Origin of the sequence: Burkholderia sp. BCC0044, assembly GCF_902832955.1 — a bacterium.
In the GTDB taxonomy this organism is placed as follows: domain Bacteria; phylum Pseudomonadota; class Gammaproteobacteria; order Burkholderiales; family Burkholderiaceae; genus Burkholderia.
This window is the reverse complement of the sequence record NZ_CADFDO010000006.1, coordinates 226,894-249,882: the sequence shown is the minus strand read 5'-3', so window position 1 is coordinate 249,882 and position 22,989 is coordinate 226,894. Positions and strand designations below refer to the sequence as shown.

Genomic DNA, 22,989 nt, shown 5'->3' with positions numbered 1-22,989 from the left:
CTGCTTGACGCGGTATCGATGTACGCGTGATCGGCGCGTGCATCGGTCACCCGGATGCACATGAAAACGCCGGCCCTCGGGCCGGCGTTTTTCGTTTTCGACTGCTGCGCGATGCGCGTTACTTCATCTGCACCGAGCCGTTGACGGTGACCGACACGGTGGCCTTGCCGCCTTCGACCGCGATCGGCGCGCTCATCTTCGCGCTGTCCATCGGCGCCGCGGCCATCGCCATCATGCGCGGATACGGCTGCACGTTGCGGCCGCTGCCGACGTTCACATCGCGGATCGTGTAGCTGCTGTAGCCGAAGGCCTTCGCGGCTTCGTCCGCGCGGGCGCGGAACGACTTGATCGCCTCGGTCGTGAGCTTCTGCTCGGCCGTGCGCTGCGCTTCCGGCGACAGCGAGAACTCGACGTTCGCGACCTGCATCAGGTTCGACAACTGGCCTGCCAGCTTCGACGCCGCGGCGAAATCGCGCGATTCGAGCGCGACCTCGGTGCGGCCGCGCCATGCGGAGATCTTGCCGTCGCGATCGGTGCTCGGATACACGGAGAACGCGCCCGTGTGCGCGGTGACGCCCGATACGCCCTTCGCCTGCGACAGGGCCGCGTCCGCGCGCTGGTTCAACTGCGCGGTGAGGCTGCCCGGATCCTTGGCCTGCTGCTCGTAGAACAGCGTGATGTGGATGATGTCCTGCGGCACGTCGGCACTGGCCTGCGACGACAGCGACAGCACGCCCGCCGGCTCCGGAAAGTGCGGGTTCGCCGTCTGGGCGTGCGCGGCGGGCGACGCGAGCGTCAGCGCGACGGGAACGGCGGCGGCGAGGGCGAGCGACAGCGCGAGTGCGGATTTCTTGGTCATTGTTGGACTCCTTGTGCGAGGGCGCGCACGCGGATCACGCGTGCGCGACGCGGGCGTACCGCGCGACGAAAAAAACGACGGCCGGCCCGATCGGCCGACAGCGGTTGCTTAGGCCGCGCGAACGTGTCGCGAGTTCCGTTGCGGCGGCGCGTACTGACCAGATTTGACCTTTGGCGCGCGCCTACTTCATCAACTTTTCGGTGATGAATCGCCATTCGGCCCGCGTGACGGGCGTGATCGACAACCGGTTGCCGCGGGCGAGCACGCGCATGTCGGCGAGCTCGTCGTGCTCGCGCAGCGCGGCGAGCGGCACGAGCGGCGACTTCTTCACGAAGCGCACGTCGACGAGCAGCCAGCGTGGCGCTTCCTGCGTCGATTTCGGGTCGTAATAGGGGCTTTTCGGATCGAACTGCGTGGGATCGGGGTAGGGCGTGGACGATACTTCGGCGAGCCCCGCGATGCCCGGCTCGGGGCAACTCGAGTGATAGAACAGTACGCCGTCGCCGATCTTCATCGTGTCGCGCATGAAATTGCGCGCCTGATAGTTGCGCACGCCGGTCCACGGCAGCGAGCGCTGCGGTGCGTTGGCGAGATCGTCGATGCTTGCTTCGTCCGGTTCGGACTTCATCAGCCAGTATTGCATGGTCGTGATCGACGCAGAAAAAGGCCGCTACAAAAGGAAACGGCATCGGGCGTTACCCGATGCCGTTGGATAGGCCCCCGCCTTGGCCGCTAGGCCGGCATCCTGAACCTGAGGTTCAGAATTGGTCGCAGTTAGCAGCACTTCGGGTACATCAGACAGAGTGACGCGCGCGCCCGTGCTACAAATTTCCGCAACCGTGCACATGGCATTGGTTCAAGGAATATATGACCTTGGCGAACCAGGCAGGGAAGCTGACTGAACTGTGTTTCGATGCGCCAATTTGACCACCGTTGACCGTCGAGATCAAGCGGAATCGACGCATCGTTTCAACCGTTACTGCGTCTCGTGCTGTGCGAGCACCGCGCCGAGCTGTTCGTTCATCTGATGCATTGTACGACGGATTTCCTCCGCCGGAAATGCTTCACCGTGCCGCACGCTCGTTTGCAGTCGCAGCAATTCCGATGCAAGCGACAGCGCCGCCATCACCGCGATGCGATCGGTGCCGCGCACCGAGCTGTTCGAGCGGATTTTCGACATTTCGGCGTCGACGCGCGCGACCGCTTCGAGCAGCGCCGCTTCGGTCTCGGCCGAACAGGCGAGCCGATAGGCCTGACCGAGAATCGAGACTTCGATCTGCTTGGTGCTCATGCATGTTCTCCGTGGCTGGCCGCGTCATCGCCATCCGTGCGCGCCTGCGCATCGAGCAGGTCGAGCTGGTTGTCGGCTTGCTCCGCGCCCTTCGAGCGCGGCAGCTTTTCGAGAATCGCGTTCAGTTTCACCTGGGCGTCGTCGATCTTCGCCGACAGCGTGTCGCGCTCGGCCGCGAGCGCATTGCGTTCGTCGCGCAGCTGCGCGAGTTCCGCGCGGACCGTGTCCGCTTCCGCGCGCAATTGCGCGACCTGCTCCTCGAGCGCGAGCCGTTCCGAGTGATAGCGCTTGTTCAGCGAAATCAGACGGCCAATATTTTGAGACAGGGTTTCGAGTTCGTTGAGCATTTGCTGCGTCCTCTAAAGACCCAGCATTTTAGCGCGGAATACCGCGCAATCCGACATCTGTAACGTTTCCAGTCGTAACACCCCTGCTTCTTGCCGCGAATCGGCGCGTCCCGCGCGGGTCCGGATGCTTCCTTGACGCTCGCGCGACCGGCTCCTAAACTGGCGCCGCCTCGGTGCTCGCGCGCAGGACGCGCGGTTAAACGGGAAGCAGGGTGTGGGCTCCACGAGCGCGCCAACCTGCGCTGCCCCCGCAACGGTAAGCGGCCGCGTCGCGTGACGCAGGCCGGCTCGGGCGCGTTTCGCGTGCAGGTCGCTCGCGGGCGCGGGCCACTGCGCGTCATCGCGCGGGAAGGCGAGCCGGTCCGCCGCCAGCCCGGATACCGGCCGAGACGGGGAGCCCGCACGGGCTCCATGACGCGCGGCCTGCGGGGAAGCGGGGCGCGCAATGTTTCACGGAACGTCCTTCGATGCCGACCCCAATCGTCCGCCACGCGCCCCTGTCGCGCCCGGCCGGCTGCCGCAAGCGGATGCGCCGCGCGTCGTGCGCGCGGCCGTGCGCGGCATGAGCGCCGCGCGCGCCGCCGTCATCTGGGCCGCGCTGGCCGCCGTGGTCGCGCTGCTGTTCGTCGCGTCGCTGTCGATCGGCAGCGTGCCGATGTCGCCATGGCAAGCGCTCGCGTCGCTCGTGCCGCACGGCGGCGATACCCTGTTCGCCGATATCGTGCGCACGCTGCGCCTGCCGCGCGCGCTCGCGGGCTTCGCGTGCGGCGCGCTGCTCGCGCTGGCGGGCGCGTTGTTGCAGGTGCTGCTGCGCAATCCGCTCGCGGAGCCGTACGTGCTGGGCGTGTCCGGCGGCGCGGCCGGCTTCGCGCTCGTCGCGATGATCGCAGGGGGCGCATGGTGGCTCGTCGACGCATCCGCGTTCGCCGGTTCGCTCGTATCGGTCGCGCTCGTGCTGGGGCTCGCGAGGCGCGAGCTGTGGCGCGGCGAATCGCGCGACGCGTCGCCGCGGCTGCTGCTCACGGGCGTCGTGATCGCGGCGGGGTGGGGCGCGCTCGTCACGCTGTTGCTGTCGCTCGCGCCCGACGCGCGGCTGCGCGGCATCATCTTCTGGCTGACGGGCGACCTGAGTGGCGCGACGGCGCCGTGGTTCGCGTGGGGCGCGCTGCTGCTGAGCGCAGGCGTCGCGCTGCCGGCCGCGCCGCAACTGAACGTGCTGCTGCGCGGCGATGCGACCGCGCTCGCGCTCGGCGTGCCGGTCGCGCGGCTGCGCGTGCGGATCTATCTCGTCGCGTCGCTGGCCGCCGCGGCCGCGGTGACGACGGCCGGCACGATCGGCTTCGTCGGGCTCGTCGTGCCGCATGCATTGCGGCTCGCGTTCGGCAACGACCAGCGGATGCTGCTGCCGGCCGCGATGCTCGCGGGCGGCGGCGGCGTGATGGCGGCCGACCTCCTCGCGCGCACCGCGATCGCGCCCGCGCAATTGCCGGTCGGCGTGATGACCGCGTTGATCGGCGTGCCGGTGTTCCTGTGGATGTTGCTGAGGAGACCGATGCGATGACGGGCCCCGCACTGAACGCCGCTGCCGGCGACATGTACTACACGGCCGTCGACCTGACGCTGAAAGCCGGCGCGCGCACGCTGCTCGACTGCTTCACGCAGGCGTTCCGCCCCGGCGAGATCTGGTGCGTCGCCGGGCCGAACGGCGCGGGCAAGACGACGCTGCTCGCCACGCTCGCCGGATTGCAGCCGCCCGCCGGCGGACACGTCGAGATCGACGGCCGGCCGCTTGCCGCGTGGCGCCCCGAACGACTCGCGCAGCGCCGCGCACTGATGCCGCAGCAATTGCACGATGCGTTCAGCGCGACCGTGTTCGACACGGTGCTGCTCAACCGCTTTCCGTATCTCGGTGGCTGGGGCTGGGAGCGCGACGGCGACCGTGCGGCCGCGCGCGATGCGCTCGCGACGTTCGACCTGAGCCCGCTCGCGTCGCGCGACGTGATGTCGCTGTCGGGCGGCGAGCGGCAACGGGTCGCGCTGGCCGCGACGCTGTGCCAGGATGCGCCGCTGATGCTGCTCGACGAACCGCTCGCGCATCTCGACCTGCATCACCAGATCGACTGTCTGACCGCGCTGGCCGCCTGGCTCGCGGCGGGCCCGCGCACGGTATTGTTTTCGTGTCACGACCTGAATCTCGCGCGGCGTTTCGCGACGCACGCGCTGTTGCTCGACGGCCGCGGCCATGCGTGGGCCGGCCCCGTGCACGACGTGCTGACGCCCGAGCGCGCGAGCGATGCATTCGGCTATCCGCTCGTGCTGATTCGCGAGAACGGCCGCGATGCGTTGCTGCCGGCGTGGCCTGCGCGACAATGACCTTTCCTGTCCCGATTTTTTCGATGCGCGGCGCATGCCGCACCCACGACACGGCTCCTCGATGACCACTCCGACCCAATTCCCGCCCGCGATCGCGCCGCTCGACGACGCATTGCGCAAGCGCCTGCAGCATGTGATCGACCACAAGACCAAGCCGCCCGGCAGCCTCGGCCAGCTCGAGGCGCTCGCGCTGCAGATCGGCCTGATCCAGCGCACCGAGCGGCCCGTCGTGCAGCGTCCCGTGACGATCGTGTTCGCGGGCGATCACGGGATCGCGGCCGAGGGCGTCAGTCCTTATCCGCAGGCGGTGACCGCGCAGATGGTCGCGAACTTCCTGGCCGGCGGTGCGGCGATCAACGCGTTTTCAGGCGTCGCGCAGAGCACGCTCGAGATCGTCGATGCGGGCGTCGCGTCGCCGCTGCCGCTGTCGGACCGGCTGGTGTCGCTGCCGGTCGCGCGCGGCACGCGCAACTTCGCGACGGAGCCGGCGATGACGCGTGAAGAAGCGACGACGGCGCTGGCCGCCGGCGCGGCGCGTGTCCGCCTGCACGCATCGCTCGGCACGAACGTGATCGGCTTCGGCGAGATGGGCATCGCGAACACGTCGTCGGCCGCGTGCCTGATGAGCCGCCTGCTCGACGTGCCGATCGACGCATGCGTCGGCCGCGGCACGGGCCTCGACGATCAGGGCCTCGCGCACAAGCGTGCGGTGCTCGGCCGCGCGCTCGTCAAGCACTCGCATGCGATCGCGCCGCTCGACGTGCTCGCGACGTTCGGCGGCTTCGAGATCGCGATGATGACAGGCGCGTACCTCGCGGCCGCGAGCGAGCGGATGACGATCCTCGTCGACGGCTTCATCGCGACCGCCGCGCTGCTCGTCGCCGAGCGCATCGCGCCCGGCGTGCGCGACTACTGCGTGTTCTCGCATACGTCGCACGAGGCCGGCCACCGGCGCATGCTCGAGCATTTCGGCGCGAAGCCGCTGCTCGCGCTCGACCTGCGGCTCGGCGAAGGCACGGGCGCCGCGCTCGCGCTGCCGCTGGTGCGCGCGGCCGCCGCGTTCCTCAGCGAGATGGCGAGCTTCGAGTCCGCCGGCGTCGACGATCGTGACGCCTGAGCGCACACGCGGCATGCGCGCCGAACTGCGCTACTTCTTCGTCGCGCTCGGCTATTTCACGCGCGTGCCCGTGCCGCGCTCGATCGGCTACGCGGCTGGCGATCTCGATCAGGCCGCGCGCTATTTCCCGCTCGTCGGCACGTGCGTCGGCGCGTGGGGCGCGCTCGTCTACCTCGTCGCGCTGCGCGCGCTGCCCCCATCGATCGCGGTCGGGCTGTCGATGGCCGCGACGCTGCTCGCGACCGGCGCCTTCCACGAAGACGGCCTCGCCGACAGTTGCGACGCGTTCGGCGGCGGTTACACGCGCGACGACGTGCTGCGCATCATGCACGATTCGCGGATCGGCACGTTCGGCGCGGTCGCGCTCGTGATCGCGCTCGGCCTGAAATGGCAGGCGCTGACGTCGATGCTGCCGTTGCGCGCCGCATGGACGATGATCGCCGCGCATGCGGCGAGCCGCGCGATGGCCGTGAGCCTGCTGATGACGCTCGACTACGTGCGGCCCGAAGGCAAGGCGAAGCCGGTTGCGCAACGGATGGGCGCACGCGCGGCGTGCGTCGCGGCGGTGTTCGGATTGCCGTGGCTGTTCTGGCCGGACTGGCGCATGGGCGTCGCCGCATGCGTGGCGCTCGCGCTCGTGCGCGCGTGGGCGGCCCGCTATTTCGTGAAGCGGATCGGCGGTTATACGGGCGACTGTCTTGGCTTCGTGCAGCAACTGGGCGAACTGGCGATCTATCTCGTGGTGCTCGGATGGACGTCGTCCTGATTCGTCATCCGGCCGTCGGCATCGGGCCGGGCGTCTGTTACGGGCGCAGCGACGTGCCGCTCGCTGAATCGGCTGATGACGGCGCGCAGGCCGTGCGTGCGCATCTGGCGGAACGGGGTGCGCCGTCGCCCGAACAGGTCTGGACGAGCCCGCTGACGCGCTGCGCATCGGTTGCCGAACAGCTCGCGCGGGCATTCGACGTGCCGCTGCTGCGCGACGCCGACTGGCAGGAAATGGATTTCGGCGCGTGGGAAATGCAGCGCTGGGACGATATCGACCGTGCCGCACTCGATGCGTGGGCGGCCGACCTGATGCATGCGTGCGCGCATGGCGGAGAAAGCGTCGCGCGATTCGTCGCGCGGGTTGCGCGGCGGGCCGATGCGCTTGCGGCATTCGACGGGCCGCAATGGGTTGTCACGCATGCGGGCGTGATCCGCGCATTCGCGTCGCATGTATTGCGCGTGCCGCTCGATACGTTGCTGTCGCGGCCGGTGCCGACGGGCGGGGTCGTGTGGCTGCGCATGGACGACGACGTGCGCGCATGGGAAGTCGTGCACTGGGACGCATAGGCGCACTTGCGTCCGCAAGTGAACGACGCTGCGCACGATGTATCCGTCTTACGCACCGGACGCGTCCGGCACCGATGCACGATGAACGCGTGCGCCGCCGCGCTGGAAATCAGCGCGCCGGCCGCCGCGCACGCGCGGCATCCAGATCCTCACATAGCGCGGCCGCGCCCAGCGCGATGCGCGGCGACGGCCGCGTCAGCAGATCGCCGTCGATCGCGAACAGGTTGTTGCGCGCCACGGCCGTCAGCGCGGGCCACGCGCGCCAGCGCTCAAGGCTCGGCAGCGGTTCGTTCGAACGGGTCGCGCCGGCACTCGTCGTCACGACCGCTTCCGGGTTCGCCGCGAGCACGGCCTCGTCGGTCACGGTCGGCGCGAGCGGTTTGAGCGACGCGAACACGTTGCGGCCGCCGCACAGTTCGAACACTTCGTTGATCAGGTGCGTGCCGTTGAGCGTCGTCAGCGGGTGGTCCCATACCTGGAAGAACGTCGCGACGGGCGGGCGTGCCGCGTAGCGTGCGCGCAGTGCCGCGATGTCGCGCGTGAAGGCGGCCGCGGCGGCATCGGCGGCCGGTTGCGTGCCGAGCAGCGTGCCGAGCCGGCGCAGCGACGACGACACGTCGTCGAGATGCTTCGGTTCGCTGAAGAACAGCGGGATGTGCAGCGCGCGCAGCGCGTCGGTCTGCCGCTCGGCGTTGCCGTGCCGCCAGACGACGATCAGGTCGGGCTTCAGCGCGGCGATGCGTTCGAGATCGAGCGCCTTGTTGTCGCCGACGCGCGGCACCGCTTGCGCGGCGGCCGGATAGTCGCTGTACGTGACGGTGCCGACGAGCTTCGCGCCGCCGCCGGCCGCGTAGACGAGCTCGGTCGCGTGCGGCGCGAGGCTGATCACGCGCCGCGCGGGCGCGGGCAGCGTGACCGTATTGCCGACGTCGTCGCGGGTCGTGACGTCGGCGTGGACGAGCGGCGCGTGAGCGAGTGCGGCGAGCAGTGAGGCCGGCGCGATCCGGCTGAACACACGTGGACTCATGCCGACGCCCGCTGCAGCAGCGGCACGCCATGCGCGAGCGCGTCGCCGAGGCGCTGCCATTCGGCTTCGCTGCCCGGCAGGCCGACGCGCACGCTCGACGGCGTCGGGAAGTGCCGCGTCCAGATGCCGTGCGCCGCAAGCGCCGCATGCAGCGCCGCGGCGCGCGGGTCGTCGGTCCAGCTGAACAGCGGCGTCGCGCGAACCGCGAAGCCGTGCGCGCGCAGCAGCGCGGCCAGCCGCTCGCCGTCGGCCGCGAGCCGCTCGCGCGCGGCGGCTTGCCACGCACGATCGGCGAACGCCGCGGCGACCGCGTGACGCGCGGGGCCGCTGACGGTCCATGCGCCGAGCCTGTCGCGCAGCGCGGCGATCAGCGCGGGATGCGCGAGCACGAAGCCCGCACGGATCCCGGCGAGCCCGAAGAACTTGCCGACCGAGCGCAGCACGACGAGCCCCGGACGATCGACCTGCGGCGCGAGCGATGGCGCGGCACCCGTATCGGCGAACGCTTCGTCGACGATCAGCGTGCCGCCGCGTGCCGCCAGTTGCGCGTGCCAGCCGAGCAGGCGCTCGGTCGGCACGAACTCGGCGGTCGGATTATTCGGATTCCCGACGATGACGTGGCGCAGCGTCGCGGGCAGCGTATCGGCGCGGATGTCGAGCGCGACGACGCGGTGGCCGTGGCGCGCGAACGCGGGCGCGTATTCGCCGTACGCGAGCGGTGCGACGCCGGCGTCGCCGGCCGGCAGCAATGCCGGCAACGCGCGGATCGCGGCCTGGCTGCCGGCAACCGGCAGCACGTGCGCGGCATCGGGCGCGCGGTAGTACTGCGCGGCGCAGGCCGCGAGGCCGTCGCCGTCGTCGGGCAGCCGGCGCCAGGCGTCGGCCGGCACGGGCGGCACCGGGTAGCCGAGCGGATTGATGCCGGTCGACAGATCGAGCCACGCGTCGTACGGAATGCCGTGGCGGTGGGCGGCTTCATGCAGGTTGCCGCCGTGCGCGATCGATGAATCAGACATGATGGGTAGCCATGACGAGTGCGCCGCTCGCGACCAGCAGCGCGAGCCACAGCGCGAGCGTGCGCGTGACGAGCGACAGCGCGGCGACGATGTGAAGGGCGGTGGCCGTGGCGCCGGTGCCCAGCGCCGGCCGATCCTCGATCTCGCCGTGATAGACGGCCGGGCCGCCGAGCTGCACGTTCAGGCTGCCGGCGCCCGCGGCCATCACGGGGCCCGCGTTCGGGCTGTCCCAGTGGCGCGCTTGCGTGCGCCAGCAGCGCCATGCGGCGGCCGTGTCGCCGAGCAGCGCGTAGCTGGCGGCCGTGAGGCGCGCGGGAATCCAGTTCAGCGCGTCGTCGATGCGCGCGGCGGCCCAGCCGAAGGTCAGGAAGCGCGGCGTGCGGTAGCCCCACATCGCGTCGAGCGTGTTCGCGAGCCGGAACAGCAACGCGCCGGGGCCGCCCGCGACGACGAACCAGAAGAGCGCGCCGAAGATCGCGTCGTTGCCGTTTTCGAGCGCCGATTCGACGGCCGCGCGCGACAGCGCACCTTCGTCCGCGCTGCTCGTGTCGCGCGACACGATGCGCGCGGTCAGCGCGCGCGCCGCGTCGAGGTCGTGCCGCAGCAGCGCGGCGGCGATCGGCGCGACGTGGTCGGCGAGGCTCTTCGCGCCGAGCGCGAACCACAGCAGCGCGACGTGCAGCGCAGCGGCGAACGGCCAGGGCAGCACGGCGACGAGCCATGCCGCGACGGCCACCGGCGGCACGACCGCCGCGAGCCACGCGGCGACGCCGATCACGCGGCCGCGCCGGCCCGTGTTCAGCGCGGCTTCGATGCGCGCGGCGAAGCGGCCGAACGCGACGAGCGGATGCCAGCCGGCCGGCTCGCCGATGGCGCGGTCGACGAGCGCGGCCGCGACCGCGAGCATCGCGACGACGGGCAGCGACAGCATCAGCATGACGACGCGCCTGCCTTGAGGTCGAGCGGCAGCCCGGCAACCAGCAGCGTCACGCGCGTCGCGAGCGCGGCGACGCGTTGGTTCAGGCGGCCGAGCTCGTCGACGTAGCGGCGCGTGACCGACCCGAGCGGCACGACGCCGAGCCCGATCTCGTTGCTGACGACGATCACCTTCGCGCGCGCGCCGCACAGCGCGTGCTCGAGTCGCTCGACCTGCGCCGCGTACTGCGCATCGTCGAGCGGTTCGCCGTCGGCGGGGCACAACAGGTTCGTGAGCCACAGCGTCAGGCAGTCGACGAGCAGGCATGCGTGCGGATCGTCGAGCCGCGCGAGCGTGCCCGCGAGATCGACGCTCGCGTCGGCGAACCCCCAGTCGGCCGGCCGGCGCGCGCGGTGATGCGCGATGCGCTGCGCGAATTCGGCATCGGCGGCGGTCGCGGTCGCGATGTAGGTGACGGGGCGGCCGCTGTCGGCGGCGAGCCGCTCGGCATGCGCGCTCTTGCCCGAGCGCGCGCCGCCGAGGACGAAGGTGAGGTCGTGCGGAATCATCGCGTGATTGTAACGGCGCGCGCGACCCGGCGCGGGCGATAATGCCGCCTTTGCTTCGCGACACCTTTCACACGATGAATGCACCCGAGCCGCGGCCGCGCGGCACGCTGATGATCCAGGGCACGACGTCCGACGCGGGCAAGAGCACGCTCGTCGCGGGCCTGTGCCGCCTCGCGCGCCGCGGCGGCGCGCGCGTGGCGCCGTTCAAGCCGCAGAACATGGCGCTCAACAGCGCGGTGACGGTCGACGGCGGCGAGATCGGCCGCGCGCAGGCGTTGCAGGCGCTGGCCGCCGGCGTCGCGCCGCATACGGATTTCAATCCGGTGCTGCTGAAGCCGACGAGCGATCGCGGCGCGCAGGTGATCATTCACGGCAAGGCGCGCATGAACCTCGACGCGCGGGCGTATCACGACTACAAGCCGGTCGCGTTCGATGCGGTACTCGAGTCGTATGCGCGCCTGCGCGCCGGGTACGACACGGTGATCGTCGAAGGCGCCGGCAGCCCGGCCGAGATCAACCTGCGCGACGGCGACATCGCGAACATGGGGTTTGCCGAGCGCGTCGACTGCCCGGTCGTGCTCGTCGCCGACATCGATCGCGGCGGCGTGTTCGCGCACCTGGTCGGCACGCTCGCGTGCCTGTCGGACAGCGAGCGCGCGCGCGTGCGCGGCTTCGTGATCAACCGCTTTCGCGGCGACCTCAAGCTGCTCGAACCGGGGCTCGACTGGCTGCGCGCGCAGACGGGCAAGCCGGTGTTCGGCGTGCTGCCGTATCTGCACGGGCTGCTGCTCGACGCCGAGGACATGCTGCCCGCGCAGGCGCGCAGCGCCGCCGCCCGGGGCGACGCCGGCGTGTTGCGCGTCGTCGTGCCCGCGCTGCCGCGCATCAGCAACCACACCGATTTCGATCCGCTGCGCGCGCATCCGCAGGTCGAATTCACGTACTGGAAGAGCGGCCCCGTACCCGACGCCGATCTGCTGATCCTGCCCGGTTCGAAGAGCGTGCAGCGCGACCTCGCGTGGCTGCGCGACGCGGGCTGGGACGCGCTGATCCGGCGCCATCTGCGCTACGGCGGCAAGGTGATCGGCATCTGCGGCGGCATGCAGATGCTCGGCCGCACGCTCGATGATCCGCTCGGCCTCGAAGGCGCGCCCGGCAGCGTGCCGGGGCTCGGGCTGCTCGATTTCGACACGACGCTGCAACCCGACAAGACGCTGAAGAACGTGACCGGGCAACTCGCGCTGCCGGGCGCGGCCGCCGTGCGCGGCTACGAGATCCACATGGGCGACACGCGCGGGCCGGCGCTCGCAATGCCCGCGCTGACGCTGGCCGCCGATGCCGCGCAGGATGGCGTGCGCCCTGACGGCGCGATGTCGGCCGACGGCCAGATTCTCGCGACCTACGTGCACGGGCTGTTCGACGCGCCCGACGCCTGCGCGGCGCTGCTCGCGTGGGCGGGGCTCGACGGCGCGGCCCGCATCGACTACCCGGCGCTGCGCGAGGCGTCGCTCGAGCGGCTGGCCGACACGTTCGCCGAGCACCTCGACCTTGACGCGCTGTACGCCGAATTTCGTTGAGGCCGCGTCGGTCCGCCCTCGCTTTTTCCGCCCGATCGCGTACAACAGAGGAGGGCGGAGGTCCGCCCGAAGGAGGGCGACGATGAGGGCTCGATGGTGGTGGAGCGTCCTGCTCGCGGCGCTGCTGGGCGCGTCCGCGGCCGCGCAGGCGTGCGATTCGTATGCGCCGGGCGGCGGCCAGTCCGGCGGCGACGCCACGCAAGGCAAGAGCGGTTACTGAGCGGGAAGCAGGGCATGATCGGTCATGCCCTTTTTTTGCCTTCATTCATTCCTGATTGGAAATTATTTAAGCGAATTCGCGTGTTTATCGGCCGAATCGATTCGAATAGAGTGCGATCCATTCCCCTCCACTCACGAAGGAATTCGCCATGAACGCCAACCGCCTGAACGATTTCGCCGCGACGCTGCTGCGCGTCGCCCTCGGCGTGCTGTACCTCGCGCACGTCGCGCAGAAAGTATTCGTCTTCACGCTGCCGGGCACCGCGCAGTTCTTCACGTCGATCGGCCTGCCGGGCTGGCTCGCGTACCTGACCACGTTCGTCGAACTGGCGGGCGGCCTGGCGCTGCTCGCGGGCTTCCGCGTGCGCATCGCCGCGCTGGTGCTGCTGCCGTTCATGCTCGGCGCGGTCGCCGCGCATCTGCCGAACGGCTGGGGCTTCTCGTCGCCGCACGGCGGCTGGGAATATCCGGCGTTCTGGGCTGTCACGCTGGCCGTGCAGGCCCTGCTGGGCGGCGGCGCGTTCGCGATCGGCGCGCGGGAGGCCGCGGTCCAGCGCGCGTAACGTGAATGAAAGCAGACGAAAGGGGCCCAGGTTCGGTGCGACCGGTTCCGGTGACCCCCCGTTTGCCGATATCATCGCTCCCTGTATCCGCAATCGAGCGGCGCCTGCCATGCGGCCGGCGCCGCGCGGCTTTTTCGGGGGAATTCATGACGGTCATCGTGGTGGCGAATCCGAAGGGCGGCGTGGGGAAGAGCACGCTGTCCACCAATCTAGCCGGCTATTTCACGGCGCAGGGCGCATGGGTCGCGCTGGCCGACCTGGACCGGCAGCAGTCCGCGCATGCGTGGCTCGACCTGCGGCCGGCCGGCTTGCCGGCGATCGAGGCGTGGGATCTCGATCCGGACGCGCCGTCGAAGCCGCCGCGCGGGCTCGAATACGCCGTGATCGATACGCCGGCCGGGCTGCACGGCACGCGGCTCAACGTCGCGCTGCAACTGGCCGACAAGGTGATCGTGCCGCTGCAGCCGTCGATGTTCGATATTCTCGCGACCCGGCAGTTTCTGGAGCGCCTCGCCAGCGAGAAGGCCGTTCGCAAGGGCAGCGTCGAGATCGGGATCGTCGGGATGCGGGTCGACGCGCGCACGCGCTCGTCCGACCAGCTGCACCGGTTCGTCGAAGGGCTCGGCCTGCCGGTGCTCGGTTACGTGCGCGACACGCAGAACTACGTGCAGATCGCCGCGCACGGCCTGACGCTGTGGGATGTCGCGAAAAGCCGCGTGGAGAAGGATCTCGAACAGTGGCGGCCGATCGTCGAATGGGCCGAGCGGCGCGTGCCGAAGGCCGAGAAGGCCGTCAAGGCTTCCTGAGCATCCCGCCATCCGGCCCATCCGGCCGGCGTGACACCCAATGAGAAAGGGCCGGATCCCGTCGCGTACGGCATCCGGCCCTTCGGCGGCAAGCGGCGTCACTGCACCCGCGCGCCACGGCACGCGGGCATGCCGCTCGGGTTACGTCCAGTTTTGCGTCGGCACGTGATCGCGATGGCCCTTGATCTTGTTGCCTTCGTCGATGAACACGAGCTTCGGCTTCCAGCCGGCCTGCAATTCGGCTTCGTCGACCATCGCGAACGCGGCGATGATCACGAGGTCGCCGAGCTGCGCGCGGCGCGCGGCCGAGCCGTTCAGCGAGATCATCCCGCTGCCGCGCTCGCCCTTGATCGCGTACGTCGAGAAGCGCTCGCCGTTGTTGATGTTCCAGATGTCGATCCGTTCGTTTTCGATGAGGCCCGCCGCTTCGAGCAGGTCTTCGTCGATCGCGCACGAACCTTCGTAGTGCAGTTCGCAGTGCGTGACCGCCGCACGGTGGATCTTCGATTTGAGCATGTGGCGCTGCATGGTGTCTCCGTGATGCGTCGTGAGAGGCGCGGGCGGCCGCCCGTCAGATTTCCAGGTTGTCGATGAGGCGCGTCGCGCCGAGCTTCGCGGCCGCGAGCACGACGAGCGGCTCGCCGGCTTCGAGTTCGGCGGCGCTCGGCGCGATCAGGTTCGCGCGGCGGCGGATCGCGATGTAGTCGGGCACCCAGCCGCGTTCGGCCAGGTGCGTGTGCGCGTGCTGCTCGAGCTTGCCGAGGTCGCGTTCGCCGCCGAGCACGCGCTCGCGCACGCGCTGCAGCGTTTTCGCCAGTTCGGGCGCTTCCTTGCGCTCGTCGGTCGTCAGGTAGCGGTTGCGCGACGACAGCGCGAGGCCGTCCTCGTCGCGCACGGTCTCGGCCGCGATGATGTCGACCGGCAGCGCGAGCTGCTGGCACATCCGGCGCACGATCATCAGCTGCTGGTAATCCTTCTTGCCGAACACGGCGACGCGCGGCTGTACGCAGGACATCAGCTTCGTGACGACCGTGCACACGCCGGCGAAGAAGCCGGGCCGGAACTCGCCCTCGAGAATCCCGCCGAGGTCGTCCGGCGGCAGCACGCGATACTCCTGCGGCTCAGGGTACATGTCGCGCTCGGTCGGCGCGAACAGCACGTACACGTTGTCCTGCTGCAGCTTCTCGATATCGTCCTGGAGCGTGCGCGGGTACTTGTCGAAATCCTCGTTCGGGCCGAATTGCAGCCGGTTGACGAAGATGCTCGCCACGACCGGGTCGCCGTGCTGGCGCGCGAGGCGCATCAGCGACAGGTGCCCTTCGTGCAGGTTGCCCATCGTCGGCACGAACGCCGTGCGGTTCTGTCCGCGCAGCTGGTCGCGCAGTTCCTGGATCGAGCTGATGACTTTCATGATCGGGTAGCGGGTTCCTCGCGCAGGCGCGCGTTGACGCCGCGGCAGCGGCGTCGGGGTCGAAGCGGAGAACGCCGGCGCGCGGGCGGCGCATCGGGCGTCGGCGGATTGTAGAGGATTTGGCCGCGCGACGCATCGATAAAAGAACGATCGTTCACTTTATATCGGGACGTGCCGGGCACCCCGCCGGAGGGCCCTCCGCCGCGGCGGAGCGGCGAGCGTCGGGAGGACCCGGGGAACGGGAAGCGGCGGAGGGCGGCCCTTACGCGGGCAGGTACGCGAGACGCACGTAGATCGGCGCGAACGGCTCGGCCTGCGTGATCTCGAGCAGCGACTCGCGCGCGAGTTCGAGCATCGCGATGAAGTTCACGACGACGACCGGCACGCCGCGCGACGTGTCGAACAGGTCGGCGAACTCCATGAAGCGCGCGTTCTGCAGCCGGCGCAGGATCAGGCTCATGTGTTCGCGCACCGACAGTTCCTCGCGGGAGATCTTGTGGTGCTGGACGAGCTTCGCGCGCTTGAGCACGTCGGCCCACGCGGCGCGCAGGTCGTCCGAATTCACGTCGGGAAAGCGCGGCGTGACGCTCTGCTCGATGTACACCTCGGCGCGCAGGAAATCGCGGCCGAGCTGCGGCAACTGGTCGAGCCGCTGCGCGGCGAGCTTCATCTGCTCGTACTCGAGCAGCCGGCGCACGAGTTCGGCGCGCGGATCCTCGGCTTCCTCGCCGGTGTCGGCCTTCTTGACCGGCAGCAGCATCCGCGACTTGATCTCGATCAGCATCGCGGCCATCAGCAGGTACTCGGCCGCGAGCTCGAGGTTCGACGTGCGGATCTGGTCGACGTAGCCCAGATATTGCGCGGTGACCTGCGCCATCGGGATGTCGAGCACGTTGAAGTTCTGCTTGCGGATCAGGTACAGCAACAGGTCGAGCGGGCCTTCGAACGTCTCGAGGAACACCTCGAGCGCATCGGGCGGGATGTAGAGATCCTGCGGCAGCTTGAACAGCGGCTCGCCGTACAGGCGAGCGAACGCCGCGACGCCGTCGACCGTGTCGGGCGTCGAATCGGCGCCCGCGGGCGCGGCGATCGCGTCGTCCTGCCGGGCGGCGCTGGCCTCGTCGGCGGCGCTCACGTCGTCAGAAGTTCTGGTAGTAGACGTACGACGTTTGCTTCACGCGCGATTCCTGCTGCTCCGCGCGTTCTTCGAGATCGATCGGCTGCTTGTCCCACAGCAGGGAACGGCCCTTGCGCTGCTCTTCCTCGAGCGTCGGCTTCTGCTGCTTGAGCTGGTTCAGGAACTGCGTGACGTCGGACTGGTACGGCATGGCTGGATCTTCCGTTTCGGGCGGCGCACGATGCGCCGGATTCTCGATGGCGGGATTTTACCGCATCGCGGGGAACAGCCGGCGCCAATCGCGCGTCGAATCCGCGGGCCGGTGCTGGCAGGCATCGTGCGGCGGCCCTTACGGGGCTTGGCACTCTTTCACAATCGTTTGGCTGTGACGCCCGCGCCCTGTGGTCAAATACAGGGTTTTCCACGAAACCGTAACACTCCCGGACGGCGAGGTCATATTTGGCGGGGCAGTCGAACCAGCAAGCACACACGGCGCATCACGCGGGCCGGCGCGCGGCACGCGATCGCGCCGGCGCCGCGGCCCGTGTCGCGCGGGCGGCCCTCGCGGGCTGCCTGGCCGCGTGCTTCGCGCTGCCGGCCCATGCGAAGTACGACGTCGACATCGACGCGCCGCGCGCGATCCGCAAGCTCCTGAAGACGCATCTCGATATCGCCCGCTTCGCGAAGCGCGACGACATCAGCGACGATCAGTTCGACTTCCTCGTGACCGCCACGCCGCAACAGGTGCGCGACCTGACCGCGACGGCCGGCTATTTCTCGCCGGTCGTGCGCACCGACGTGCGCACCCGCGATGGCAAGCGCGACGTGCGCATCGCGGTCGATCCGGGCAAGCAGACCGTCGTGTCGACGGTCGACCTGACGTTCAAGGGGCCGGTCGAAACCGAGGATCCGAAGCAGGAGACCGCGACCCGTTTCGCGTTCTCGATGAAGCCGGGCGACCCGTTCACGCAGTCCGACTGGGACGACGCGAAGGGCGCGGCGCTCCGGCAACTGCAGTCGCGCCGCTATCTCGGCGCGAAGATCGCGTCGTCCGAGGCGCGCATCGATCCGCGCACGCAGCGCGCGACGCTCGCGGTCGCGTTCGACAGCGGTCCGACGTTTACGATCGGCAAGGTCGATGTCGACGGCGTGCGCCGTTATCCGGAACAGATCGTCACGAACGTCAATCCGCTGTCGGAAGGCGAGATCTACGACGTGCGGCGGATCACCGAATTGCAGCGGCAGTTGCAGAACACGCCGTACTACGCGAGCGTCGCGATCGACGTCGGCGACGATACGTCGAAGCCCGATCGCACGCCCGTGCACGTGAAGGTCAGCGAATTCCCGTACAACAACATTCGTGGCGGCGTCGGCTTCGCGACCGATACCGGGCCGCACGTGCAAGGCTCCTATACGTATCTCGACACGTTCGGCGCCGCGTGGCCGCTGACGGTCTCGGGCCGGGTCGACCAGATCCAGCAGTACGGGCAGGTCCAGCTGTCGATGCCGCCGGGCGAGAAGGGCTGGACCAACAGCGTGCTCGCGTCGTACACGAACACCAACGTGTCGGATACGCGCATCTACAGCGCGCGGGTCGGCGTGCAGCGCACGCGCACCGGCCAGTTCATCGACTATGCGTATTCGCTGATGTACTACCAGGACCGGCTCGACCAGAACGGCGCGGGGCCGACCACGAGCCGCGCGCTGGTGCCGCAGTGGGCGTGGACCCGCCGCAACGTCGACGATCCGCTGTTCCCGCGCTCGGGCAACCTGATTCACGCGGAGGCCGGCTTCGCGGTCAAGCACGTGCTGGCCGACGAAACCTTCATCCGCGGCTACGCGCGCGGCCAGCAGTATTTGCCGATCGGCAAGCGCGACCTGTTCGTGTTCCGCGCGGAGCTCGGCGGCGTGTTTACGAGCGGCAGCTCGACCGGCGTGCCGGCGTCGCTGTTGTTCCGCGCCGGCGGCTCGAACTCGGTGCGCGGTTACGGCTACCAGAGCATCGGCAACAGCGTCGACGGCTCCGTCCTGCCGACCAAGTACCTGATGACGGGCACGGCCGAATACCAGCACTGGTTCAACCGCGACTGGGGCGCCGCGACGTTCTTCGACATCGGCACCGCGACCGATGCGTGGGGCGAGCGCGTGTTCTACCCGGGCGTGGGCGTCGGTGCGCGCTGGCGCAGCCCGGTCGGCCCGATCAACGTCGATGTCGCGTACGGGTTGCGCAACCACAGCGTGCGCCCGTACCTGACGCTCGGCATCGCTTTCTGACCCTGCCGTCCTATTGACGACGACCCGCACGACGAACCGCATGACGAAGGACCCGAACGACACGCCGCCGCCTCACGATCCGGATTCGCCCGACGGCGCGCCCGGTACGCCGCCGCGCGCGCCGCGCCGCGGCCGCGCGTGGCGCGTCGTCGCGTGGACGCTCGCGACGGTCGTGCTGCTCGTCGTGCTGGCGGCGGCGCTCGTGCTGGGCGCGGTGACGACCGAGCGCGGCACGCGGCTCGCGTGGCAGGTCGCCGGCAAGGTGCTCGGCACGCGGCTCGCGGGCACGCTCGAAGGCGGCTCGCTCGCGACCGGCGTGCGCTTGCGCGGGTTCGCGTGGACCAGCCCCGACGGCACCGGCACCGAGGTTCGCATCGACCGGCTCGACGGCCGCTGGGCGCTCACGCGTGCACCGTGGCGGCTGTCCGTCGCCTATCTGCGCGCCGGCACGATCGACGTGCGGATCGTGCCGGGGCCGTCGACGCCGAGTACGACGCCGCAGGACCTGAGCCTGCCGCTGCAGGTGCGGATCGACGACCTGCGCGTCGATCGCCTTGCCATTCACGAAGGCGGCTCGACGACGCAGCTCGACCATCTCGCGCTGAACGGCCGCAGCGACGGCCGCCACCATGAGCTCGTGCTCGACGGCGTCGATACGCCGTACGGCGCGTTGACCGCGCGCGCGAAGCTCGACGGCGTGAAGCCGTTCGCGCTGACGGGCGACGCGACCTACGTGGGCAAACTCGCCGACGAACCGGTCAACGCGAGCGCGAACGTATCGGGGTCGCTCGAAGCGCTCGTCGCCGACGTCTCCGCGAGCGGGATGAAGCTGAACGGGCGCGCGCACGTCGAGGCCGCGCCGTTCGGCACAGTGCCGCTCACGCGTGCGTCGCTCGCGTTCGACCACGTGAACCCGCAGGCGCTGTCGCCCGGCGCGCCCGCGGCCGATCTGGCAGTGCGCGCGGAACTTGCACCGGTGAGCGCGCCGGCCGGTTCGGCGCCCGCGAAGGGGTTCGCGGTGACCGGGCCGGTGTCGATCGTCAACGCGAAGCCGGGCACGCTCGGCGACCATCTGCTGCCGGTGGTCGACGCGCATGCGACCGTGCATCTCGACGCGCACGCGCAGCGGATCGATGGCCTCGCGCTGAAGCTTATTCGCGATGGCAGCATGACCGGCGGCGGCACGCTTACGGGCGGCAAGGGCCGCTTCGACCTGAAGGTCGCGAACCTCGACCTGAACGCGTTCGTCGCCGAGTTGCGGCCGATGCGCCTCGGCGGCCCGCTTGGCGTCACGCTCGCGGGCGACGTGACGACCATCGATTTCAACCTGAACGACCCGAAGCTCGCGCTCGGCGCGCGCGCCAAGGTCGCGCTGACGAAGCAGCAAACCGTACTGACCGACACGCGCGTGACGGCGGGCAAGGGGCGCATCGACCTGACGGGCGTGTTCCGCCACGACGCGCGTTCGACCTATGACGCGAAGGCGACGCTGACCGCGTTCGATCCGCTGCTGCTCGCCGCGATGAGCGCGCCGAAGGCGGGCGGCGGCAAGGCGCTCGCCAAAGCGGCCAAGGCGCCGGCCAAGCGCGGCGAGACGCGCGTGTCGGGCACGCTGACCGCGTCGGGCGCGTTCGCGCCGCAGGTGTCGACGAAGGCGACCTTCAAGCTCGCCGACAGTCTGTACGACGGCGTGCCGCTGACCGGCGCCGGCGTCGTGCAACTCGCGGGCTCGCGGATCCTGCCGAGCAACGCGAACCTGTCGATCGCCGGCAACCACGTCGACCTGCGCGGCAGCTTCGGCGCGCCCGGCGACCGGCTGCGCTTCGTCGTCGACGCGCCGCAGCTCGACCGCCTCGGCTTCGGCGTCGAAGGGCTCGTGCAGGCGCAGGGCGACCTGACCGGCAGCTTCGCGCATCCGAACGTGACGGCGACCTACAAGGCCGAGCACGTCGTCGTCGGCTCGAACCGGATCGGCACCGCGCAGGGCCGCGCGGACATCCGCGACGGCGCGCACGGCGCGCTCGTGTTCACGGCCGACGCGGCCGACATCGCACTCGGCTCGTTCAAGCTGAAGTCGTTGCGCGCGAACCTCGACGGCACGCGCGCGAAGCACACGCTCGACGCGTCGGCGCTCGGGATGGCCGGCGGCCGCGTGATCGACCTGACGCTCGCGGCGAACGGCGGCGTGGTCGAGAACCGCGACGGCATGCGCTGGGACGGCACCGTCACGCGTCTCGCGAACCGCGGCACGCCGGCGCTCGCGCTGCAGGCGCCGCTGACGATATCGGCCGGCGCCGGCCGCGTGACGCTCGGCGCGACGCGGCTCACGCTCGAAGGCGCGGCGATCGACCTGAAGTCGTTCGTGTTCGATCACGGCCAGATGCGCTCGGCCGGTTCGGTGAGCGGCGCGTCGGTCGCGCGTTTCCTCGAGGTACGGCAGGAACTGACCGGCCAGCGGCCGCCGGTGCGCACCGACGTCGTACTCGATGCCGACTGGGATTTCTCGCTCGGCGCGAACGCGACGGGCTACGTGCAGGTGAAGCGCCGCGGCGGCGACGTGACGATCGAGACCGGGCGCGGCATCGCATCGCTCGGCCTGACCGATCTGTCCGCGCGTGCGAGTTTCGCGCCGGGCAACCGGCTGAACGTGACGGCGCTCGCGAAGGCGAGCCGGATCGGCACGCTCGACGCGAACGTCACCGTGCCGTTCGCGCTGCGCGACGGCGTGTTCGGCATCGTCGACGACGGCCCGCTGTCGGGCCGCATCGACGCCGACATCCCGGCGCTGAAGACCACCGGCAACCTGTTCGGGCCGAGCTACCTGCTCGGCGGGCGCGCGGCGCTGAAGCTGACGGTCTCCGGCACGCCGGTGAAACCGAACCTGTCCGGGACGCTGACGGGCGACGAGCTGTCCGCGACGCTGATCGACCAGGGCGTGCAACTGAAGGACGGCATCGTGCGCGTGAAGCTGTCGGACAACCTCGTCGAATTCCAGCAGGTCGAATTCCACGGCGGCGACGGCACGCTGCGCGCGCTCGGCCGCGTGCGCCTCGACGGCGAAGCGCCCGACCTGACCGCGAGCATCGTCGCGGACAAGCTCGAACTGTTCGCGGCGCCGGACCGCAAGCTGTCGCTGTCGGGCAAGGCCACCGTCGCGAACGACGGGCCGCGCGGCGCGCTGTCGATCGACGGCAAGTTCGTGGTCGATCGCGCGCTGTTCGACCTGCCCGAGCAATCGGCGCCGCACCTGTCGGACGACGTCGTGATCGTGCAGCCGGACGGCACGGTGCGCGGCGAGACGCCGACCGGCACCGCGGCCGCGAAGCCGAAGCCGGTCGACAACAAGCCGGCGCCGTCGCTGGCGCCGCGCGCGAACATCGACGTCGGGCTCGGCAACAACTTCCGTTTCAAGGGCCACGGCGCGGATCTCGGGCTGCGCGGCACGATCACCGTGATGAGCGCGCCGGGCGTGCCGCTGCGCGCGGTCGGCAACGTGCGCGTGACCGAAGGCTCGACGTACACGACGTTCGGCCGCAAGCTCGCGATCGAGAACGGCTTCTTCACGTTCAACGGCCCGGTGTCGAACCCGGGCGTCAACATCCTCGCGATGCGGCGCAACCAGGAGGTCGAGGCCGGCGTGCAGGTGACGGGCACGATCCAGTCGCCGACGGTCAAGCTCGTGTCGGAGCCGAACGTGACGGACAACGAAAAGCTGTCGTGGCTGCTGTTCGGGCACGGCACCGACCAGGGCAACAACGTCGGTCAGCAGGGGGCGATGACGGCGGCGCTCGGGCTGCTCGGCAGCGTGACCGGCAAGCGCGTCGCGCAGACCTTCGGCCTCGACGAGGTGTCGGTCGGCCGCAGCGAGGTCGGCCTGACCGATCCGCAGGTCGTGCTGGTGTCGAAGGCGATCAACGAGCGGTTCGTGCTCGGCTTCGAGCAGGGGCTGCAATCGGCGAGCAACGCGTTCAAGGCGACGATCAACCTGACGCGCTTCTGGTCGGTGTCCGCGTACGGCGGCACGTTCCAGGGCGTCGACCTGAACTACACGCGGCGCTTCGATCGCTGGTTCGGGCAGCGGTGACCGCGCACGCGGCGTACCGGGCCGCGATAAAAAAGCCCCGCACGATTCAAACCGTGCGGGGCTTTTTTGCGCCGGCGGCAGCGCGCTC

The 22,989-nt window shown here is 70.0% G+C and carries 23 protein-coding genes, 1 other RNA gene and 1 riboswitch; of the genes, 11 read left to right on the top strand and 13 right to left on the bottom strand.

Going from position 1 to position 22,989, the window contains the following annotated elements:
- Positions 1-118 precede the first annotated feature (118 nt).
- The 5 genes from HWX14_RS31415 to HWX14_RS31395 form a co-directional block, all read right to left on the bottom strand.
- Positions 119-859, bottom strand: coding sequence for an SIMPL domain-containing protein (locus HWX14_RS31415; RefSeq protein ID WP_034186272.1), 741 nt, complete (start codon positions 857-859; stop codon positions 119-121).
- A 181-nt stretch (positions 860-1,040) separates the two neighbouring features.
- A complete protein-coding gene (locus HWX14_RS31410) occupies positions 1,041-1,502 on the bottom strand; it encodes an EVE domain-containing protein (RefSeq protein WP_006478090.1) in 462 nt (153 codons plus the stop codon).
- A gap of 70 nt (positions 1,503-1,572) precedes the next feature.
- A non-coding RNA gene (ssrS, locus tag HWX14_RS31405) (6S RNA) lies at positions 1,573-1,754 on the bottom strand.
- An 81-nt stretch (positions 1,755-1,835) separates the two neighbouring features.
- The gene (locus HWX14_RS31400; RefSeq protein ID WP_011352906.1) at positions 1,836-2,150 is read right to left on the bottom strand and encodes a cell division protein ZapA; all 315 of its coding nucleotides are present in this window, start codon (positions 2,148-2,150) and stop codon (positions 1,836-1,838) included.
- Complete coding sequence (locus HWX14_RS31395) at positions 2,147-2,497, bottom strand: hypothetical protein (RefSeq protein WP_059504792.1); 351 nt, start codon at positions 2,495-2,497, stop codon at positions 2,147-2,149. The genes HWX14_RS31400 and HWX14_RS31395 overlap by 4 nt, the downstream gene beginning before the upstream one ends.
- 154 nt (positions 2,498-2,651) lie before the next feature.
- Positions 2,652-2,901: riboswitch (cobalamin riboswitch) on the top strand.
- 41 nt (positions 2,902-2,942) lie between these two features.
- On the opposite strand from HWX14_RS31395, the gene HWX14_RS31390 reads away from it, so the two are divergent.
- The 5 genes from HWX14_RS31390 to cobC all read left to right on the top strand — a co-directional run bounded on the left by HWX14_RS31390 (position 2,943) and on the right by cobC (position 7,322).
- Positions 2,943-4,058 carry an iron ABC transporter permease gene (locus HWX14_RS31390; protein WP_175886106.1) on the top strand — a complete coding sequence of 372 codons (1,116 nt, stop codon included), beginning with the start codon at positions 2,943-2,945 and terminating at the stop codon, positions 4,056-4,058.
- Entirely contained in the window at positions 4,055-4,870 is an 816-nt protein-coding gene (locus HWX14_RS31385; RefSeq protein WP_175886105.1) for an ABC transporter ATP-binding protein, read from the top strand. The genes HWX14_RS31390 and HWX14_RS31385 overlap by 4 nt, the downstream gene beginning before the upstream one ends.
- A 61-nt stretch (positions 4,871-4,931) precedes the next feature.
- Positions 4,932-5,987 (top strand): nicotinate-nucleotide--dimethylbenzimidazole phosphoribosyltransferase, encoded by a 1,056-nt coding sequence (gene cobT, locus HWX14_RS31380; protein ID WP_175886104.1) that lies wholly within the window; start codon positions 4,932-4,934, stop codon positions 5,985-5,987.
- Positions 5,988-6,000: 13 nt separating this feature from the next.
- Positions 6,001-6,753 carry an adenosylcobinamide-GDP ribazoletransferase gene (locus HWX14_RS31375; RefSeq protein WP_175886103.1) on the top strand — a complete coding sequence of 251 codons (753 nt, stop codon included), beginning with the start codon at positions 6,001-6,003 and terminating at the stop codon, positions 6,751-6,753.
- Positions 6,738-7,322, top strand: a complete 585-nt coding sequence (gene cobC, locus HWX14_RS31370) for an alpha-ribazole phosphatase (RefSeq protein WP_175886102.1) — start codon at positions 6,738-6,740, stop codon at positions 7,320-7,322. Before HWX14_RS31375 ends, cobC begins: the two co-directional genes overlap by 16 nt.
- Positions 7,323-7,431: 109 nt before the next feature.
- Here cobC and HWX14_RS31365 read toward each other — a convergent pair whose 3' ends face one another.
- The 4 genes from HWX14_RS31365 to cobU are packed head-to-tail and all read right to left on the bottom strand — an operon-like array spanning position 7,432 to position 10,850.
- Positions 7,432-8,349, bottom strand: a complete 918-nt coding sequence (locus tag HWX14_RS31365; RefSeq protein ID WP_175886101.1) for a cobalamin-binding protein — start codon at positions 8,347-8,349, stop codon at positions 7,432-7,434.
- Entirely contained in the window at positions 8,346-9,365 is a 1,020-nt protein-coding gene (gene cobD / locus HWX14_RS31360; RefSeq protein ID WP_175886100.1) for a threonine-phosphate decarboxylase CobD, read from the bottom strand. The genes HWX14_RS31365 and cobD overlap by 4 nt, the downstream gene beginning before the upstream one ends.
- Complete coding sequence (gene cbiB / locus HWX14_RS31355) at positions 9,358-10,302, bottom strand: adenosylcobinamide-phosphate synthase CbiB (RefSeq protein WP_175886099.1); 945 nt, start codon at positions 10,300-10,302, stop codon at positions 9,358-9,360. Before cbiB ends, cobD begins: the two co-directional genes overlap by 8 nt.
- Positions 10,296-10,850, bottom strand: coding sequence for a bifunctional adenosylcobinamide kinase/adenosylcobinamide-phosphate guanylyltransferase (cobU, locus tag HWX14_RS31350; RefSeq protein WP_175886098.1), 555 nt, complete (start codon positions 10,848-10,850; stop codon positions 10,296-10,298). The genes cbiB and cobU overlap by 7 nt, the downstream gene beginning before the upstream one ends.
- A gap of 74 nt (positions 10,851-10,924) precedes the next feature.
- Here cobU and HWX14_RS31345 point away from each other — a divergent pair, with 74 nt between their 5' ends.
- The 4 genes from HWX14_RS31345 to HWX14_RS31330 all read left to right on the top strand — a co-directional run bounded on the left by HWX14_RS31345 (position 10,925) and on the right by HWX14_RS31330 (position 14,015).
- Positions 10,925-12,427 (top strand): cobyric acid synthase, encoded by a 1,503-nt coding sequence (locus tag HWX14_RS31345; RefSeq protein WP_175886097.1) that lies wholly within the window; start codon positions 10,925-10,927, stop codon positions 12,425-12,427.
- A gap of 82 nt (positions 12,428-12,509) precedes the next feature.
- Positions 12,510-12,647, top strand: a complete 138-nt coding sequence (locus tag HWX14_RS31340; RefSeq protein WP_175886096.1) for a hypothetical protein — start codon at positions 12,510-12,512, stop codon at positions 12,645-12,647.
- A 148-nt stretch (positions 12,648-12,795) separates the two neighbouring features.
- Positions 12,796-13,209 carry a DoxX family protein gene (locus HWX14_RS31335; RefSeq protein ID WP_175886095.1) on the top strand — a complete coding sequence of 138 codons (414 nt, stop codon included), beginning with the start codon at positions 12,796-12,798 and terminating at the stop codon, positions 13,207-13,209.
- Between the two features lie 146 nt (positions 13,210-13,355).
- Entirely contained in the window at positions 13,356-14,015 is a 660-nt protein-coding gene (locus tag HWX14_RS31330) for a ParA family protein (protein WP_175886094.1), read from the top strand.
- A gap of 141 nt (positions 14,016-14,156) precedes the next feature.
- Here HWX14_RS31330 and panD read toward each other — a convergent pair whose 3' ends face one another.
- The 4 genes from panD to HWX14_RS31310 form a co-directional block, all read right to left on the bottom strand.
- A complete protein-coding gene (gene panD / locus HWX14_RS31325; RefSeq protein WP_006484038.1) occupies positions 14,157-14,543 on the bottom strand; it encodes an aspartate 1-decarboxylase in 387 nt (128 codons plus the stop codon).
- A gap of 43 nt (positions 14,544-14,586) precedes the next feature.
- Positions 14,587-15,426, bottom strand: coding sequence for a pantoate--beta-alanine ligase (gene panC / locus HWX14_RS31320; RefSeq protein ID WP_175886093.1), 840 nt, complete (start codon positions 15,424-15,426; stop codon positions 14,587-14,589).
- Between the two features lie 262 nt (positions 15,427-15,688).
- Positions 15,689-16,561, bottom strand: coding sequence for a ScpA family protein (locus HWX14_RS31315; protein WP_012329011.1), 873 nt, complete (start codon positions 16,559-16,561; stop codon positions 15,689-15,691).
- 4 nt (positions 16,562-16,565) lie between these two features.
- Complete coding sequence (locus HWX14_RS31310) at positions 16,566-16,754, bottom strand: DUF3460 family protein (RefSeq protein WP_006478107.1); 189 nt, start codon at positions 16,752-16,754, stop codon at positions 16,566-16,568.
- 248 nt (positions 16,755-17,002) lie between these two features.
- Between HWX14_RS31310 and HWX14_RS31305 the strand changes: the two genes are divergently transcribed.
- Positions 17,003-18,817, top strand: coding sequence for an autotransporter assembly complex family protein (locus tag HWX14_RS31305; protein ID WP_175886092.1), 1,815 nt, complete (start codon positions 17,003-17,005; stop codon positions 18,815-18,817).
- 40 nt (positions 18,818-18,857) lie between these two features.
- Complete coding sequence (locus tag HWX14_RS31300; RefSeq protein ID WP_175886091.1) at positions 18,858-22,901, top strand: translocation/assembly module TamB domain-containing protein; 4,044 nt, start codon at positions 18,858-18,860, stop codon at positions 22,899-22,901.
- The last annotated feature ends 88 nt before the right edge of the window (positions 22,902-22,989 follow it).

Excerpts from the sequence above, each read along its gene's own strand:
- HWX14_RS31340 (WP_175886096.1), top strand. The coding sequence starts at position 12,510 with ATGAGGGCTCGATGGTGGTGGAGCGTCCTGCTCGCGGCGCTGCTGGGC.
- HWX14_RS31410 (WP_006478090.1), bottom strand. The coding sequence starts at position 1,502 with ATGCAATACTGGCTGATGAAGTCCGAACCGGACGAAGCAAGCATCGAC.
- HWX14_RS31300 (WP_175886091.1), top strand. The coding sequence starts at position 18,858 with ATGACGAAGGACCCGAACGACACGCCGCCGCCTCACGATCCGGATTCG.
- HWX14_RS31385 (WP_175886105.1), top strand. The coding sequence starts at position 4,055 with ATGACGGGCCCCGCACTGAACGCCGCTGCCGGCGACATGTACTACACG.
- HWX14_RS31310 (WP_006478107.1), bottom strand. The coding sequence starts at position 16,754 with ATGCCGTACCAGTCCGACGTCACGCAGTTCCTGAACCAGCTCAAGCAG.
- cobT (WP_175886104.1), top strand. The coding sequence starts at position 4,932 with ATGACCACTCCGACCCAATTCCCGCCCGCGATCGCGCCGCTCGACGAC.
- HWX14_RS31390 (WP_175886106.1), top strand. The coding sequence starts at position 2,943 with ATGTTTCACGGAACGTCCTTCGATGCCGACCCCAATCGTCCGCCACGC.
- HWX14_RS31330 (WP_175886094.1), top strand. The coding sequence starts at position 13,356 with ATGACGGTCATCGTGGTGGCGAATCCGAAGGGCGGCGTGGGGAAGAGC.
- panC (WP_175886093.1), bottom strand. The coding sequence starts at position 15,426 with ATGAAAGTCATCAGCTCGATCCAGGAACTGCGCGACCAGCTGCGCGGA.
- HWX14_RS31400 (WP_011352906.1), bottom strand. The coding sequence starts at position 2,150 with ATGAGCACCAAGCAGATCGAAGTCTCGATTCTCGGTCAGGCCTATCGG.
- HWX14_RS31375 (WP_175886103.1), top strand. The coding sequence starts at position 6,001 with ATGCGCGCCGAACTGCGCTACTTCTTCGTCGCGCTCGGCTATTTCACG.
- HWX14_RS31415 (WP_034186272.1), bottom strand. The coding sequence starts at position 859 with ATGACCAAGAAATCCGCACTCGCGCTGTCGCTCGCCCTCGCCGCCGCC.
- HWX14_RS31395 (WP_059504792.1), bottom strand. The coding sequence starts at position 2,497 with ATGCTCAACGAACTCGAAACCCTGTCTCAAAATATTGGCCGTCTGATT.
- HWX14_RS31345 (WP_175886097.1), top strand. The coding sequence starts at position 10,925 with ATGAATGCACCCGAGCCGCGGCCGCGCGGCACGCTGATGATCCAGGGC.
- cobU (WP_175886098.1), bottom strand. The coding sequence starts at position 10,850 with ATGATTCCGCACGACCTCACCTTCGTCCTCGGCGGCGCGCGCTCGGGC.
- HWX14_RS31365 (WP_175886101.1), bottom strand. The coding sequence starts at position 8,349 with ATGAGTCCACGTGTGTTCAGCCGGATCGCGCCGGCCTCACTGCTCGCC.
- panD (WP_006484038.1), bottom strand. The coding sequence starts at position 14,543 with ATGCAGCGCCACATGCTCAAATCGAAGATCCACCGTGCGGCGGTCACG.
- cobC (WP_175886102.1), top strand. The coding sequence starts at position 6,738 with ATGGACGTCGTCCTGATTCGTCATCCGGCCGTCGGCATCGGGCCGGGC.
- cobD (WP_175886100.1), bottom strand. The coding sequence starts at position 9,365 with ATGTCTGATTCATCGATCGCGCACGGCGGCAACCTGCATGAAGCCGCC.
- cbiB (WP_175886099.1), bottom strand. The coding sequence starts at position 10,302 with ATGCTGATGCTGTCGCTGCCCGTCGTCGCGATGCTCGCGGTCGCGGCC.
- HWX14_RS31335 (WP_175886095.1), top strand. The coding sequence starts at position 12,796 with ATGAACGCCAACCGCCTGAACGATTTCGCCGCGACGCTGCTGCGCGTC.